Origin of the sequence: Thermaerobacillus caldiproteolyticus (genome assembly GCF_015326725.1) — a bacterium.
GTDB lineage: Bacteria > Bacillota > Bacilli > Bacillales > Anoxybacillaceae > Thermaerobacillus > Thermaerobacillus caldiproteolyticus.
Genome location: NZ_CP064060.1, coordinates 3,145,001 through 3,160,000, shown reverse-complemented (window position 1 = coordinate 3,160,000; position 15,000 = coordinate 3,145,001). Strand labels below are relative to the sequence as shown.

The window sequence follows — 15,000 nt, the reverse complement described above, 5'->3', positions numbered from 1 at the left end:
GCCTTTGCGCCGCCAAAACATGCGACTCACCTCACGTTATAGCTCACGACGACCTTCGAGCGCCTTCGAAAGCGTTACTTCGTCTGCATATTCCAAATCCCCACCAACCGGCAAACCGTGAGCAATTCTTGTAATCTTAATACCCGTCGGCTTCAATAAGCGTGATATATACATTGCTGTTGCTTCACCCTCAATATTAGGGTTTGTTGCTAAAATCACTTCTTGTACCGTTTCATCTTGAAGTCTTTTTAATAGTTCAGGAATTTTTATATCTTCAGGACCGATGCCGTCCATTGGAGAAATAGCGCCGTGCAGCACATGATAAAGCCCATTGTATTCCTTCATCTTCTCCATGGCGATTACATCTTTCGGGTCTTGGACTACACATATTGTTGTTTTGTCTCGTCTTTCATCTTCACAAATATAACAAGGATCTTTATCGGTAATATGCCCGCATATCGTGCAATATGTTAAGTTTCTTTTCGCATTAACTAATGCCTTCGCAAAATCTAGCACTGTATCTTCTTTCATGTTCAGGACAAAAAAAGCCAAGCGAACGGCTGTCTTTGGCCCAATTCCAGGCAATTTCATAAAGCTATCAATAAGTTTCGATATTGGCTCCGGATAATGCATGAAAAATCCTCCTAGAATAAGCCAGGGATGTTCAATCCTTTTGTAAATTGTCCCATTGTTTCAGCTGTGAGTTCATCCGCTTTCTTTAAAGCATCATTTGTTGCTGCTAAAATTAAATCTTGTAGCATTTCGATATCTTCTGGGTCGACAACTTCCTCTTTAATTTTTACTTCAAGAATTTGTTTGTGACCGTTAGCAATGACTGTAACCATCCCGCCACCAGCAGTGCCTTCCACTGTTTTTTCCGCTAATTCTTCTTGTGCTTTTTGCATTTCTTTTTGCATTTTTTGCATTTGTTTCATCATTTTTTGCATATTTCCCATTCCACGCATCATGTTCATTTCCTCCTTAAATCATTTACTCTTTAATTTCAATTAATGCTTCGCCAAACAACCGCTTTGCCTCAGCAATAAGAGGATCTTCCTCTTTTTCACGCTGTGTCCCTTTTTCGCGAATAAATTCTTCTCTTATTTTTCCCCATTCTTCATCAGGAACAGCTACCATTTCAAAACGTTTGTTTGTTAGGTCAAATAAAATTGACTCTACATTATCTTTTACATGATTGGTATTATCAGCTGCCATTTTACAATGAATTTCATACTTAAACTTCAACACAAAAGCATTCGGACTTGCTGCCACCGGTTCACTTTCTTGCAATAATGCTGCATGTGATACTTTATTTTGCTTTTTTAAAATATCTAACATTTCTCCCCAATGGCCTTTAATAAGCGATAGATCTTGATGAGTCGCCTGCTTTAATATTTCATGAATACGGCCTACTGGAACTTTGTAGCCACTCGTTCTCGTTGACTTTGCTGGCTTTTTCGCCTGTACGGACGAACCCTCTTTCGCTGTAACAGAAATCCCTTGCTCTTTCAAACGAGATAACTCTGCCTCTAGATTTTCTACTTTCTTTATGAGCGATTGAATTTCTTCAGACATCGAGAACGTGTGTCGATCTTCTTGATGGCAAAGTTTTACTAAAGCCACCTCTAAAAAAATGCGAGGATGATTCGTCCATTTCATCTCTAGTTGACTTTTGTTCAATATTTCAATCGTTTCATAAATGGTTGGTAATGGAATGGATTGAGCAAGCTGTTGAAACTCATGATCCATGCCCATTCCTTTAATGATGCCTTCTAAATGAGGAGCTGTTTTATATAGCAAAAGATCCCGGTAATAAAAAATTAAATCTTCAATGAGACGATTAGGGTCTTTCCCTTGGTTCATGAATTCTTCTAATGACTGTAGGACTTTTGCTATGTTTTTTTCATATATCGCTTGAACAAGACCAGCTAACGTAAAAGGAGACACGGCTCCTGTCATCGCCAGTACATCTTCAAGCAATACTTCCTCTTCGCTGAACGAAATCGCTTGATCAAGCAGGCTCAAAGCATCGCGCATTCCACCATCGGCAGCACGAGCAATGGCGAATAGCGCTTCGTCTGAAGCCTTTATGTTTTGCTGATCAACCACTTGTCTTAATCTTGAAACGATCGAATGAGGCTGAATTCTGCGAAAATCGAAGCGCTGACAACGAGAAATAATCGTAGGTGGAATTTTATGCGGCTCTGTTGTCGCTAAAATAAAAATAACATGTTTAGGCGGCTCTTCTAACGTTTTCAGCAACGCGTTAAAAGCGCCAATCGAAAGCATATGCACTTCATCAATGATATATACTTTATAGCGAACAGAGGTCGGTGCAAATTTTACTTTGTCACGAATATCTCTAATTTCATCGACTCCGTTATTTGAAGCAGCGTCAATTTCTAGAACATCCGGAATGGATCCATTTGTAATTCCAATACAAGCTGGACATTCGTTACACGGTTCCATCGTTGGCGCATTTTCACAATTGACTGCTTTCGCTAAGATTTTCGCAGCGCTTGTTTTTCCTGTTCCACGCGGACCAGAAAAAAGATACGCATGGGATATTTTATTTTGAAGCAGGGCACTTTGTAATGTTTTCGTTACGTGTTCTTGACCGACAAGATCCGCAAAGCGTTGCGGTCGAAAAACACGATATAAAGCCTGATATGTCACGAAATTGCCCTCCTCTTTTCTCTCATCTTATTTATTATATAATGTCTTTGTTGTTTTTCAAAATAGGAAATAAAAATAAAAAAACTCACTCGCCTTGAGTGAGTTTTTGCTTATTTTATATATATTTGCCGTGCACCTTCCGTCGATTAGCTGCCCCAAGCGTTGCTCAAGCAGTTAGCTCGGCCCAGGCTCCCCCACGGCACATGGGAGTATCCGCTTACTGCTGCTTCCTTCCGGACCTGACAGGGTTCACGGAATCCCATTGCGTAGGACCCAGACGTCAACACCACTTACTTGAGACAGACCTTACAGCATACTAACCTCAAGAAGGAATTCGGCCTCGCTAGAGCGGATTGCGAGTACAGGGCACCGCTACCTCCCCGCTTAGCACGGCAACTATAAGTATATCGATTTTCTAATAAAAATGCAACGATTGTATGATGTAATTTAATTGGGATTTTCCCTAATATTTTCATGTTTCTGTTTTTGTTGCTTCTTTTTCGTTCTTAGCTTCTGAAAAAATTCACTTAACATTTGTCCGCATTCTTCTTTCAGTACGCCGCTGACAACCTCTGTTTGATGATTAAATCGGTCTTCTTGCAATAGATTCATCAGTGTTCCAGCACATCCGCCCTTTGGATCACTTGCTCCAAATACGACTTTTTTTACTCGCGAAAGCACAATTGCTCCTGCACACATCGCACAAGGCTCTAGCGTCACGTATAATGTCGTTTCTTCTAAGCGCCATGAACCTAATCGCTTGCATGCTTCATCAATGGCCAAAATTTCTGCATGGGCAATCGCACGCTGCTCTGTTTCCCGCAAGTTATGAGCACGGGCAATGACTTCACCATCTTTGACGATCACAGCTCCGATCGGTACTTCTCCGATTTGCTCAGCTTTTTTCGCTTCCTCAATCGCTAGACGCATATAGTACTCGTCATTCATCATCGTAAAGCTCCTTATAAAAATAAACGTCATTTCCTTTTTTAATTCATCATAAAATAAGAGGAACGAAGACGCAACTAGGAGGGAGCGTATGCAAATTCATGTCGTACAACGCGGACAAACGTTAACAGGAATTGCTCAGGCGTATAACACCAATCCCGAAGAAATTATTAGAGCAAATGAACTTCCCAATCCAAATAACCTCGTTATTGGTCAAGCAATCGTCATCCCTATTGTTGGTCGTTTTTACTGGGTACAACGCGGCGATAGTTTATGGTCCATCTCTCGTAAATTCTCAATTCCGGTACAACGGCTCGCCGAAGTAAACGGTATTCCTCTCAATCGTCCTCTACAAATTGGTCAGCGTTTATACATTCCTCCAGCATCAAAACGAAATGCAGAATTTAATGGGTATGTCGAGCCGCGTGGGACCTCCGTCAGTCCTGCACTTGAAACAAGCGCCAGTCAAGCTGCTCCATATTTAACCTATTTAGCACCTTTCAGCTTCCAAATTCAGCGGGATGGAACATTAAAAGAACCTCTTTTAAATAATTTCCCTTCCATTGCTCGTGCCAACCGTGTCACTTTAATGATGGTCGTGACCAACCTAGAAAATGACCAATTTAGCGATGAATTAGGAGCCGTTATCTTAAATAATGAGGAATTACAAAATCGTCTGCTTGAAAATATTATCACTACGGCAAGAAAATACGGATTCCGCGATATTCACTTTGATATGGAATATTTGCGTCCGGCTGATCGGGAAGCCTATAATTCTTTTTTACGAAAAGCGAAACAACGGTTTGAGCGAGAAGGATGGCTGATGTCCACCGCCCTAGCCCCAAAAACCAGTGCCACGCAAAAAGGACGCTGGTATGAGGCTCATGATTACCGTGCTCATGGCCAAATCGTTGATTTTGTTGTTATTATGACTTATGAATGGGGATATAGCGGCGGTCCTCCGATGCCTGTTTCTCCAATCGGACCCGTTCGCCAAGTGCTAGAATACGCGATTACGGAAATGCCAGCTTCAAAAATTATGATGGGACAAAATCTATACGGTTATAACTGGACTCTTCCATATGTACCGGGTGGTCCATACGCGCTAGCCGTTAGCCCACAACAAGCCATTCGTCTTGCTTCCCGTTACAATGTCCCCATCGAATATGATACCCGTGCACAAGCCCCTCATTTTAATTATCGAGACGAAAATGGCAAAGAACATACAGTATGGTTTGAAGACGCCCGTTCAATTCAAGCAAAGTTCAATTTAGTAAAAGAACTTGGTTTAAGAGGAATCAGCTACTGGAAATTGGGGTTAGACTTCCCACAAAATTGGCTTTTGATTACGGACAATTTTAATGTCGCAAAAAGGTAACCGGCACTTGGATTATTTATCCAAGTGCTGTTTCTTTTTATAAATTCTCTCTACTTTCTCATCGTCTATGCTAAAATAGAGTTTGTCTGTCTAAACGGACTTTGAATGACAAAGGAGGGATCATATTATGGGGATTGTACCGTTTATCGCGGTGGAGGGACCGATTGGGGTCGGAAAAACCTCGCTAGCAAAAGCGATTGCTGAACAGTTTGGCTATCATTTATTAAAAGAAATTGTCGATGAAAATCCATTTCTCGGGAAATTTTATGAAAATATTGAGGAATGGAGCTTTCAAACAGAAATGTTTTTCCTCTGCAATCGTTATAAGCAGCTAGAAGATATTAACCGCGATTTCATTCAAAAACAAAAACCGGTTGTCGCTGACTATCATATCATAAAAAACTTAATTTTTGCAGAAAGAACATTAAAGGATCATGAATATAAAAAATACTTAAAAATATACGACATTCTTACAGAAGACATGCCTCAACCAAATATGATGATTTATTTACATGCAAGTCTTGATACATTATTAACACGAATTAAAATGAGAGGGAGGGAATTTGAAAAGAATATTGACCCGGTCTATTTAGAACAATTATCTGTCGCTTATGAACAAACGATCGAACTATTTGAAAAATCAAATCCGCATATTCCGATTCTTCGATTTAATGGGGACGAGCTTGATTTTGTTCAGCGAAAATCGGATTTACTTTACATATTTGAACAAATTAAAAATGTGTTGAAAAGGAGCCAATGGCAATGAATTTACGTGAAAAGTACAATATTCCAAGCGATGCTGTAATTACGATCGCAGGAACCGTTGGAGTTGGAAAATCAACAATGACAAAAGTGCTCGCGAAAGCACTGAATTTTCGTACCTCTTTTGAAAAAGTAGATACAAATCCATATTTAGACAAGTTTTATGCTGATTTTGAGCGTTGGAGTTTCCACCTGCAAATTTATTTTCTTGCGGAACGATTCAAGGAGCAAAAAAGAATCTTTGAATATGGAGGCGGATTTGTCCAAGACCGTTCCATTTACGAAGATACAGGAATTTTTGCGAAGATGCACTTTGAAAAAGGAACGATGACAAAAGTCGATTATGAAACATATACAAGTTTATTTGAAGCGATGGTAATGACACCGTATTTTCCTCATCCAGATTTACTGATTTATTTAGAAGGAAGCTTTGAAGAAATTTTAAAACGCATTCGCGAACGCGGGCGCCCAATGGAACAACAAACACCGATTGAATATTGGAAGGAAATGTACGACCGCTATGAACAATGGATTAATGAATTTAATGCGTGCCCTATCCTTCGGATTAACATTAACGATTATGATATTCTCGAAGACGAACGGTCTATTGAGCCGATTGTCAAAAAAATTGCCTATATGTTAAACCAATATCGCCGCTTAAAAAAATAGCCGCCTATTATTAGGCGGTTTCTCATTATCATAAAAAACAAAAATTCGTTACAAAATGTAACGAATCGTTTCGGTGAACAATCTCCATTTATGCGCGGTGGTATTTCCAACTATTTGATGGCGGAGGAGGAGGGATTCGAACCCCCGCGCGCCTTTCGACGCCTCTCGGTTTTCAAGACCGACCCCTTCAGCCAGACTTGGGTACTCCTCCTTCTCATCGACATCACTTAATATAACACTTTCTCTTCCCTAAGTCAATACTTTTTAGAGGAGAGCGGGCATAAAACATTGCCCACTCGATGAAGTGCTCCCCCATTTAGTGGAGGCTTATGCAAGAATCTTCACATCCCGAAGTCGTTAATCTTCATTTCAACTTAAAAGCGAGAGATGTTTTGGAATAATAAGAGCTAAGCGTTATTGAATAACTTCTTTATTTCCCATGTAAGGGCGCAATACTTCAGGAATAATAACTGTTCCATCTTCTTGTTGATAGTTTTCTAAAATCGCTGCGACCGTTCTCCCAATCGCTAAACCCGAACCATTAAGAGTATGAACATGTTCTGGTTTTGCTTTCGGATCACGGCGGAAGCGAATGTTCGCGCGGCGAGCTTGAAACGCCTCAAAATTGCTACAAGAAGAAATTTCACGGTACGTTCCATAGCTTGGAAGCCATACTTCAATATCGTATTTTTTCGCTGCCGTAAATCCTAAATCCCCTGTACACATGCTCATGACGCGGTAAGGCAATCCAAGCAATTGTAATACTCTTTCTGCATGACTTGTTAATTTTTCCAACTCTTCATATGAATCTTCCGGTTTTACAAATTTCACAAGCTCTACTTTATTAAATTGATGCTGGCGAATGAGCCCCCTTGTATCGCGGCCAGCAGAGCCAGCTTCAGAGCGGAAACATGCGCTATAAGCAACATAATTAATCGGTAAATCTTCCGCTGACAAAATTTCATCTCGATGCAAGTTCGTCACAGGAACTTCCGCAGTTGGAATTAAAAAGTAATCTTCGCTTTCAATACGAAACGCGTCTTCTTCAAACTTTGGTAACTGTCCTGTTCCTGTCATGCTGGCACGATTGACAAGATACGGAGGCAATACTTCTTGATAGCCATGCTCCTCTACGTGTAGATCAATCATAAAGTTAATCAATGCGCGCTCTAAACGGGCCCCCAACCCTTTATAAAAGACAAATCTGCTTCCCGTTACTTTTGCTGCACGCTCAAAGTCTAAAATTCCGAGTTGATCAGCAATTTCCCAATGCGGCTTCGGTTCAAACGAAAATTGACGGGGCTCTCCCCATTTTCGGATTTCCACGTTATCCTCTTCGGATTCACCAACCGGTACTGACTCATGTGGAATATTTGGAATAGATAACAATAGCGTTTGTAACTCTTCTTCTACTTGACGAAGTTCATCATCTAACACTTTAATACGATCCCCGACTTCGCGCATTTCAGCAATAAGATGGTCGGCATCTTTTTTCTCACGCTTTAAAACAGCAATTTGTTGTGACACTTCATTACGCTTATTTTTTAATTCTTCTGCTTTCGCAATTAATTGGCGACGCTTGCTGTCTAATTCTTCAAAACGCGTAAAGTCAGTTAAATCTTCCCCGCGATGTTTAAGTTTCTCTTTTACTTCTTGAAAATTGGCGCGTAAAAATTTTATGTCTAACATTTTTCCTTCCTCCCTTTTCTTTTTTTCAAATAAAAACTCTCGTCCCCTTAAAAAGGGACGAGAGTACCCCGCGTTGCCACCCTACTTGAAGACAAAACGTCTTCCGCTCAAACGGATAACGGCTTGAAGCCGAAAATGCTTACTTGCTCTTACGCGTTCGGCATTTTACTCAAGGATGGATTCACAAGTGTTTCCCATCGGTTTGCACCACCCACCGACTCTCTGAAGAGAAACGGTCTTGCTACTAGTTCCTTTCATCGTTTTAGCGCTATCCAATTTTCAGAATCGGTCTTTTGTAAAAACAATGTACTATAAGTTTTAACAACTTTCAACCCTTTTATGCCTTTGCTTCCTTCACCATATTAATAAAGTATTGAGTAATGCGATGATCGTCAGTTAATTCCGGATGGAAGGAACATCCTAAAAACTGTCCCTGTCTTGCTGCGACGATACGGTCTTCGTGTTTTGCCAAAATTTCTACATCCTCGCCGACTTCGACAATATGTGGAGCACGAATAAATACTCCAACAAAGTTATCTGCAATTCCGGCAATCGAAAGCTCCGCCTCGAAGCTTTCCCGTTGGCGGCCAAATGAATTGCGTTCTACCGTGATATCCATTAAACCAAGGTGTGACTCCTCATAACCAACAATTCGCTTGGCTAAAATGATCAAGCCAGCACAAGTACCAAACATCGGCTTTCCTTTGGATGCAAACTCTTTTAGCAGCTCGATAAATCCGTACTTGTCCATCAAGCGGCGCATTGTTGTGCTTTCGCCACCTGGAATGATAAGGCCATCAATATCCTCTAATTGCTCTACTTTTTTAATCACAATCGCTTCTGCACCGCACGCTTCAATAGATCTTACATGTTCTCGAACCGCACCTTGCAAGCCTAAAACTCCGATTTTCACCATAATGTCTACCCCTTTAATTACCAGCCACGCTCTTGCATACGTTGTTCTGGTAACAATGATGAAATATCAATGCCTCGCATCGCTCCCCCTAATCCTTTAGAAAGATGGGCAATTAATTCATAATCTTCATAATGCGTGGTTGCTTCTACGATCGCTCGTGCATATTTTTCCGGATTCTCGGACTTAAAAATACCAGAACCAACAAATACACCGTCTGCGCCTAAATGCATCATTAACGCTGCGTCAGCAGGAGTCGCGACGCCACCTGCGGCAAAGTTGACGACAGGAAGACGACCTAATCGTTTAATTTCTAACAATACTTCAAATGGAGCCCCTAAATTTTTTGCTTCTGTCATTAGTTCATCTTCACTCATGCTGACTACTTTACGTACTTGGGCGTTCACTTTTCGCATATGACGCACCGCTTCCACAATATTTCCTGTGCCCGGTTCTCCTTTTGTTCGAAGCATGGACGCACCTTCAGCAATGCGACGTGCAGCCTCACCTAAGTCGCGGCATCCACAAACAAATGGAACAGTAAATTGCCGCTTATCAATATGGAATTCTTCATCCGCAGGAGTTAGTACTTCACTTTCGTCAATATAGTCAACACCTAATGCTTCAAGAACACGAGCTTCGACATAATGACCGATACGTGCTTTCGCCATTACTGGAATAGATACAGCTTTCATTACTTCTTCAATAACGGTCGGATCAGCCATGCGAGCAACACCGCCAGCAGCACGAATGTCAGCTGGTACACGCTCTAAAGCCATTACCGCCACTGCTCCAGCCGCTTCTGCAATTTTTGCTTGCTCCGCATTCACAACATCCATGATGACGCCGCCTTTTTGCATTTCTGCCATACCGCGCTTTACACGTTCTGTCCCTGTAATTGCCACTTGTAATTCCTCCTAGTTACGTTATGTAGTCATATTGTGATAATTGTACTGGAAAATACCGAAATTCACAATAAAGAATCTTGATTACATTTTTTTATTTTACCTCAATTTTTTAAAAAATCACAATAGAAAAAGCTCCCTTTTAAAAAGGAGCTTTTTAGAACCAACCTTTTACCATTTTCACAACACTTGTCCAAACATCACCGAATAGTCCACCGATTCCTCTCATCGTAAGTACAAACCAGTTTGCTTTTTCCACGCTTTTCGTAGTAACTAAATCAACTTTAGCATTGTTTTCCATTTCCGGACTTAAATAACCGTAATTATTTTCGCCAGCATATTTTATAGTCATATATCCAACTTTTTCACCTTTTTTAACTGGTGCTGTCAATTCTCCATCGCTAGTTAATTTCTTTTTATCAATCACATACACGGGTTGATAATTTTTTTCTTCCCCATTCTTCACTACAAGAGAAAGCGGCTTTTTCGTTGCAATGACTACGGACTTTTCTTTTCCTTTTACAACAGGCAATGTAGACTTTCCTTTCAGCTTGTAACCCGCCGGATAAATTTCTTTTAACGAGTAATTGCTGAACCCATAATCAAGCAACTTTCTCGTTTGTTCGAATCGTGCCTCAATGGTTGATTTTCCACCGCTTTTTGCATTCATTACTACTGTAATAAAACGAACGCCATTTCTCTCCGCTGTTCCTGTAAAGCAGTAGCCAGCAAAATCGGTATAACCCGTTTTGAGGCCATCTACACCCTCATACGAATAAACTAGCCCTGGTAACATCCAGTTCCAGTTTTCCATTTTAATTTGATCGTCTGTTCCTTCTCGAAATGTTTTTTTCGAAATGCTTGCTGTCTCTAACACTTGTGGGTATTCTTTCAATAAATGATAAGCTAATGTAGCAACAGCACGGGCAGACATCACATTTTCCTCATGCTCATTTGTTCCACCTGGATGGAATCCTTGTAAATCTTTGTTGCTTAATCCTGTTGCATTCACAAATTTATAGCCTTTAAGACCTAGTTTTTTCGCTTTTTCATTCATCATTTTCACAAAATTTTCTTCTGAACCAGCGACAATTTCGGCAATGGCAACAGTCGCTGCATTCGCTGAATAGATCGCCATCGCTTCATAAAGCTCATGAACAGTATATTTCCCATCTTTTCTTAAAGGGACATTCGATAAATCGCGGTCTTGGGAAAGTCTATACACGTAATCGCTTGGTGTATATTGTTGATCCCATTTTACTCGTTTTTCCTTAATCGCTTCTAATAACAGATATTCTGTCATCATTTTTGTCATACTAGCAATTCCAAGAACCGTATCAATATTTTTTTGGTATAAAATTCTTCCTGTTTTTGCATCAACAAGAATGGCCGCGTCTGCTTCAATGTTCAACGGGTCTTGGGCCGCGCTCGCTTTGCCAAATGGGAATATACTTGCAAATAAAAAAACTACTAAAAAGCTAACAATCATGCTTTTGCATCCTAGACATTTCACTGTTCTTCCCTCCTCACACAAACGTTATTGTAACACACTCTTGTACAAAAAAATAGACGGAGGAACCTTCCTCCGCCCAAGTTAGGTAAATAGACATATAACACCGTGAGCCTCTAGTTATTAATGAATCTTTCCCTGCATGATATGAAACATACCGCTATAAGAATTAAGAAATTGAATAGTTTGGTGCTTCTTTCGTAATTTGTACATCATGTGGATGGCTTTCACGTAACCCAGCACCTGTCATACGGATAAATTGTGTTTTTTCACGCAATTCTTCTAAGTTTTTCGTGCCGCAATATCCCATACCTGATCGTAAACCACCAACAAGTTGGTAAATTGTATCGGCAAGCGGCCCTTTATACGGAACGCGTCCCTCAATTCCTTCAGGAACGAATTTTTTGTTGTCCTCTTGGAAGTAGCGGTCTTTACTTCCTTTTTCCATCGCCGCCACAGAACCCATACCGCGATATACTTTAAACCGTCTTCCTTGATAAATTTCTGTTTCTCCTGGACTTTCTGATACGCCAGCTAAAAGGCTTCCTAACATAACAGCATGAGCTCCTGCCGCTAATGCTTTAACGATATCTCCAGAATATTTAATGCCGCCGTCTGCAATAATTGGGACGCCGTATTTGCGCGCCTCTGTTGCACAGTCATAAATCGCGGTAATTTGCGGTACTCCGACACCTGCAACAACACGCGTCGTACAGATGGAACCAGGTCCAATTCCGACTTTGATAATGTTAGCTCCCGCCTCAATCAGGTCGCGTGTCGCCTCCGCTGTCGCGACATTTCCAGCAATAATATTGAGTTTTGGATATTGCTCACGAATTTTGCGAACCGTTTCAAGGACACCTTTTGAATGCCCATGAGCCGTATCAACAACAATAACGTCTACATTTGCTTCTACAAGTTTTTTCACGCGAATCATCGTATCAGCTGTTACGCCGACAGCTGCCCCAACTAGTAAACGGCCTTGTGCATCTTTCGCAGAATTCGGAAACTCGATAACTTTTTCAATATCTTTAATCGTAATTAATCCCTTTAAAACACCGTTTTCATCAATAAGTGGCAACTTCTCTACTTTGTACTTTTGCAAAATCTTTTCTGCTTCTTCTAACGTTGTACCTACTGGAGCAGTAATTAAATTTTCTTTCGTCATCACATCAGATATTTTTGTCGAATAATCTTGAATAAATCGCAAATCACGGTTTGTAATAATTCCAACTAACTTTTGTTCTACCTCATTATTGACAATTGGAACACCAGAAATTCGATATTTTCCCATTAAGTGTTCAGCATCGTATACTTGATGTTCTGGAGTTAAGAAAAAAGGATCGGTAATGACTCCTCGTTCTGAACGTTTGACTTTATCAACTTGTTCTGCCTGCTGCTCAATAGACATATTTTTGTGGATAATTCCCAATCCACCTTGTCGTGCCATTGCAATGGCCATTTCCGCTTCTGTAACGGTATCCATTCCCGCACTAATAATTGGGATATTCAATTGTAATGTCTCGCTTAACTGTGTGGTTACATCAACATCGCGAGGCAACACTTCCGATTTTGCAGGAATAAGAAGAACATCGTCAAATGTTAATCCTTCTTTGGCAAATTTAGATTCCCACATGTTTTTTCCCCCTTATCCGGAAATATTATTAGTAGCTTAACAACTGGTTAAACTACTGTCAAGGAATAGATTAAATGTTCGATTTTTCAATTAATTTCAACATTACTAATTCAATAGGGGGGATCAAATGTCTAGCTATAAAAACATTTGGGATCAATTTATATTATTTCACTCCGCCAATGCAGCCCAAAAATTTCTTTATAAATGCTATATACAAAAAGAGAGAAAAGATGCGAAACAGAAAAGCTATACGAACTGTTATCCTTTTCTTTATTATCTAGAGCACGGAAAAAATTTTTACGTAACAGCTCAATATGCCCCTGTCGCCATTAAACCTGTTCTTTTGTTTTACGGGATGACACAGCTTTTGAAAGCTTGTCTTCTGATCGCCGACGCAGACTACCCTGAATCAACTTCTGTTTTAGCACATGGTGTTTCAACAAGAAAAAGAAAAAAACAAGGATACGAATTTTTGGATGATGAGGTAAAAGTACAAAAATATGGGTTGTTTACTCATTTTTCTGAAAAAATGTTTCATGTGAAACAAATAACAGGTGAAAAATTTCAAATGCGTGTGTTACTTCAACGAATCAGCGAGCTGCACGAGTTGTTCGAAACATATTATAGCCAAACATTATCACGGCAAGTCTCGTATAATCCTTTGGAGCAAACTATTTTTATTCCAATAGAAATTTTAGATGATTACCATATGACCTTAGATCGCTTTATAGATTACATAACAAAAGAATGGGACTGGTTGCAAAGAGATTCTATACAAACAGAAGGAAACCATATCCAGGTGACTAGCCAATATCAATTCAGGCCATTAGGGTATGAACCGCTTATGTTTAATTTAGATGACGGAACATACCGTTTACCAACTGATCGAGGGGAAATATTTAAACTTCCTGAAATCATGTCCCATTACTTATTATTGTATAATTTAAGCATGATTTCCCGATACGAGACGGAATGGTGGGGGGAGTTCCTGCATTCGTATTCAAGCGATGCATATCCTTTTATTATGAAATTTTTATCAGTCACAGCAGAAAAAGTGCCTTTATTACTTTATGAGTATATATTTAGAAATTTTAACATTCACTTTTCTACATAAGCACTACAATACTCAAAAAATGACCCGACTAACTCTAAAAAATATACCTTTGCATTATGATGTAAAATAAAAAGAGACACCCATGCTTGAAATGGGTATCTCTTTTTATTAAGCCTAGCGACGACCTACTCTCGCAGGGGCGCTGGCCCCAACTACCATCGGCGCTGGAGAGCTTAACTTCCGTGTTCGGGATGGGAACGGGTGTGACCTCTCCGCCATTGTCACTAGGCAAGATATCGAATTGGACAAATATGATTATAACGAACCTATCGGTTCTGTCAAGAACTTTTTTGTTCTCTCAAAACTAGATAACCGATATCCATGCAAAGAAGCGAACGCTCGGCTTCACCTTTTTCTTGGTTAAGTCCTCGATCGATTAGTATCCGTCAGCTCCACGTGTCGCCACGCTTCCACCTCGGACCTATCAACCTCGTCATCTTCGAGGGATCTTACTCGCTTGACGCGATGGGAAATCTCATCTTGAGGGGGGCTTCACGCTTAGATGCTTTCAGCGCTTATCCCTTCCGCACATAGCTACCCAGCGGTGCCCCTGGCGGGACAACTGGTACACCAGCGGTGCGTCCATCCCGGTCCTCTCGTACTAAGGACAGCTCCTCTCAAATTTCCTACGCCCGCGACGGATAGGGACCGAACTGTCTCACGACGTTCTGAACCCAGCTCGCGTACCGCTTTAATGGGCGAACAGCCCAACCCTTGGGACCGACTACAGCCCCAGGATGCGATGAGCCGACATCGAGGTGCCAAACCTCCCCGTCGATGTGGACTCTTGGGGGAGATAA

Annotated in this window: 14 protein-coding genes, 1 tRNA gene, 2 rRNA genes, 1 other RNA gene and 1 other annotated feature (2 of these 19 only partly in view); of the genes, 4 read left to right on the top strand and 14 right to left on the bottom strand. The window is 40.7% G+C overall.

Going from position 1 to position 15,000, the window contains the following annotated elements; all coding sequences use genetic code 11:
• From ISX45_RS15760 to tadA, 6 genes are all read right to left on the bottom strand, one after another.
• On the bottom strand, positions 1-21 hold the beginning of the coding sequence (locus ISX45_RS15760) for a YaaL family protein (RefSeq protein ID WP_181557570.1). The gene continues 204 nt to the left of window position 1, outside the view; the window shows 21 of its 225 coding nt (coding positions 1-21); the start codon lies at positions 19-21; the stop codon falls past the left edge of the window.
• 15 nt (positions 22-36) lie between these two features.
• Complete coding sequence (recR, locus tag ISX45_RS15755; protein WP_181557571.1) at positions 37-633, bottom strand: recombination mediator RecR; 597 nt, start codon at positions 631-633, stop codon at positions 37-39.
• Positions 634-644: 11 nt separating this feature from the next.
• Complete coding sequence (locus ISX45_RS15750; RefSeq protein ID WP_181557572.1) at positions 645-968, bottom strand: YbaB/EbfC family nucleoid-associated protein; 324 nt, start codon at positions 966-968, stop codon at positions 645-647.
• Positions 969-990: 22 nt separating this feature from the next.
• On the bottom strand, positions 991-2,676 hold the full coding sequence (dnaX, locus tag ISX45_RS15745; protein ID WP_181557573.1) for a DNA polymerase III subunit gamma/tau: 1,686 nt from the start codon (positions 2,674-2,676) through the stop codon (positions 991-993).
• A gap of 128 nt (positions 2,677-2,804) precedes the next feature.
• Positions 2,805-3,069: signal recognition particle sRNA large type (gene ffs / locus ISX45_RS15740), an RNA gene on the bottom strand.
• A gap of 54 nt (positions 3,070-3,123) precedes the next feature.
• On the bottom strand, positions 3,124-3,627 hold the full coding sequence (tadA, locus tag ISX45_RS15735) for a tRNA adenosine(34) deaminase TadA (protein WP_228485566.1): 504 nt from the start codon (positions 3,625-3,627) through the stop codon (positions 3,124-3,126).
• Positions 3,628-3,715: 88 nt separating this feature from the next.
• Here tadA and ISX45_RS15730 point away from each other — a divergent pair, with 88 nt between their 5' ends.
• From ISX45_RS15730 to ISX45_RS15720, 3 genes are all read left to right on the top strand, one after another.
• Positions 3,716-5,002 (top strand): glycoside hydrolase family 18 protein, encoded by a 1,287-nt coding sequence (locus ISX45_RS15730; RefSeq protein WP_194519390.1) that lies wholly within the window; start codon positions 3,716-3,718, stop codon positions 5,000-5,002.
• Between the two features lie 127 nt (positions 5,003-5,129).
• On the top strand, positions 5,130-5,768 hold the full coding sequence (locus tag ISX45_RS15725) for a deoxynucleoside kinase (RefSeq protein ID WP_181557576.1): 639 nt from the start codon (positions 5,130-5,132) through the stop codon (positions 5,766-5,768).
• Complete coding sequence (locus tag ISX45_RS15720) at positions 5,765-6,433, top strand: deoxynucleoside kinase (RefSeq protein WP_181557577.1); 669 nt, start codon at positions 5,765-5,767, stop codon at positions 6,431-6,433. The genes ISX45_RS15725 and ISX45_RS15720 overlap by 4 nt, the downstream gene beginning before the upstream one ends.
• Positions 6,434-6,551: 118 nt before the next feature.
• On the opposite strand, the gene ISX45_RS15715 is transcribed toward ISX45_RS15720, so the two are convergent.
• From ISX45_RS15715 to guaB, 6 genes are all read right to left on the bottom strand, one after another.
• Positions 6,552-6,644 (bottom strand) — tRNA-Ser (locus ISX45_RS15715).
• Positions 6,645-6,847: 203 nt separating this feature from the next.
• Complete coding sequence (gene serS / locus ISX45_RS15710) at positions 6,848-8,122, bottom strand: serine--tRNA ligase (RefSeq protein ID WP_194519389.1); 1,275 nt, start codon at positions 8,120-8,122, stop codon at positions 6,848-6,850.
• 50 nt (positions 8,123-8,172) lie between these two features.
• Positions 8,173-8,389 (bottom strand) — a binding site (T-box leader).
• Positions 8,390-8,459: 70 nt separating this feature from the next.
• Complete coding sequence (gene pdxT, locus ISX45_RS15705; protein ID WP_194519388.1) at positions 8,460-9,038, bottom strand: pyridoxal 5'-phosphate synthase glutaminase subunit PdxT; 579 nt, start codon at positions 9,036-9,038, stop codon at positions 8,460-8,462.
• Between the two features lie 17 nt (positions 9,039-9,055).
• Positions 9,056-9,940, bottom strand: a complete 885-nt coding sequence (pdxS, locus tag ISX45_RS15700) for a pyridoxal 5'-phosphate synthase lyase subunit PdxS (protein WP_181557580.1) — start codon at positions 9,938-9,940, stop codon at positions 9,056-9,058.
• Positions 9,941-10,097: 157 nt separating this feature from the next.
• The gene (locus ISX45_RS15695) at positions 10,098-11,429 is read right to left on the bottom strand and encodes a serine hydrolase (RefSeq protein ID WP_181557583.1); all 1,332 of its coding nucleotides are present in this window, start codon (positions 11,427-11,429) and stop codon (positions 10,098-10,100) included.
• Positions 11,430-11,619: 190 nt separating this feature from the next.
• Positions 11,620-13,086, bottom strand: coding sequence for an IMP dehydrogenase (guaB, locus tag ISX45_RS15690; RefSeq protein ID WP_194519387.1), 1,467 nt, complete (start codon positions 13,084-13,086; stop codon positions 11,620-11,622).
• A 127-nt stretch (positions 13,087-13,213) separates the two neighbouring features.
• Here guaB and ISX45_RS15685 point away from each other — a divergent pair, with 127 nt between their 5' ends.
• The gene (locus ISX45_RS15685; RefSeq protein ID WP_194519386.1) at positions 13,214-14,200 is read left to right on the top strand and encodes a YaaC family protein; all 987 of its coding nucleotides are present in this window, start codon (positions 13,214-13,216) and stop codon (positions 14,198-14,200) included.
• A gap of 112 nt (positions 14,201-14,312) precedes the next feature.
• Here ISX45_RS15685 and rrf read toward each other — a convergent pair.
• Together rrf and ISX45_RS15675 are read right to left on the bottom strand one after the other, a co-directional pair.
• A 5S ribosomal RNA gene (gene rrf / locus ISX45_RS15680) occupies positions 14,313-14,429 on the bottom strand.
• A 127-nt stretch (positions 14,430-14,556) separates the two neighbouring features.
• A 23S ribosomal RNA gene (locus ISX45_RS15675) occupies positions 14,557-15,000 on the bottom strand; it runs 2,483 nt beyond the window's last position.

Coding starts and splice junctions, on each gene's coding strand:
- recR (WP_181557571.1), bottom strand. CDS start 633: ATGCATTATCCGGAGCCAATATCGAAACTTATTGATAGCTTTATGAAA.
- ISX45_RS15750 (WP_181557572.1), bottom strand. CDS start 968: ATGATGCGTGGAATGGGAAATATGCAAAAAATGATGAAACAAATGCAA.
- tadA (WP_228485566.1), bottom strand. CDS start 3,627: ATGATGAATGACGAGTACTATATGCGTCTAGCGATTGAGGAAGCGAAA.
- ISX45_RS15730 (WP_194519390.1), top strand. CDS start 3,716: ATGCAAATTCATGTCGTACAACGCGGACAAACGTTAACAGGAATTGCT.
- ISX45_RS15725 (WP_181557576.1), top strand. CDS start 5,130: ATGGGGATTGTACCGTTTATCGCGGTGGAGGGACCGATTGGGGTCGGA.
- ISX45_RS15720 (WP_181557577.1), top strand. CDS start 5,765: ATGAATTTACGTGAAAAGTACAATATTCCAAGCGATGCTGTAATTACG.
- serS (WP_194519389.1), bottom strand. CDS start 8,122: ATGTTAGACATAAAATTTTTACGCGCCAATTTTCAAGAAGTAAAAGAG.
- pdxT (WP_194519388.1), bottom strand. CDS start 9,038: ATGGTGAAAATCGGAGTTTTAGGCTTGCAAGGTGCGGTTCGAGAACAT.
- ISX45_RS15695 (WP_181557583.1), bottom strand. CDS start 11,429: ATGATTGTTAGCTTTTTAGTAGTTTTTTTATTTGCAAGTATATTCCCA.
- guaB (WP_194519387.1), bottom strand. CDS start 13,086: ATGTGGGAATCTAAATTTGCCAAAGAAGGATTAACATTTGACGATGTT.
- ISX45_RS15685 (WP_194519386.1), top strand. CDS start 13,214: ATGTCTAGCTATAAAAACATTTGGGATCAATTTATATTATTTCACTCC.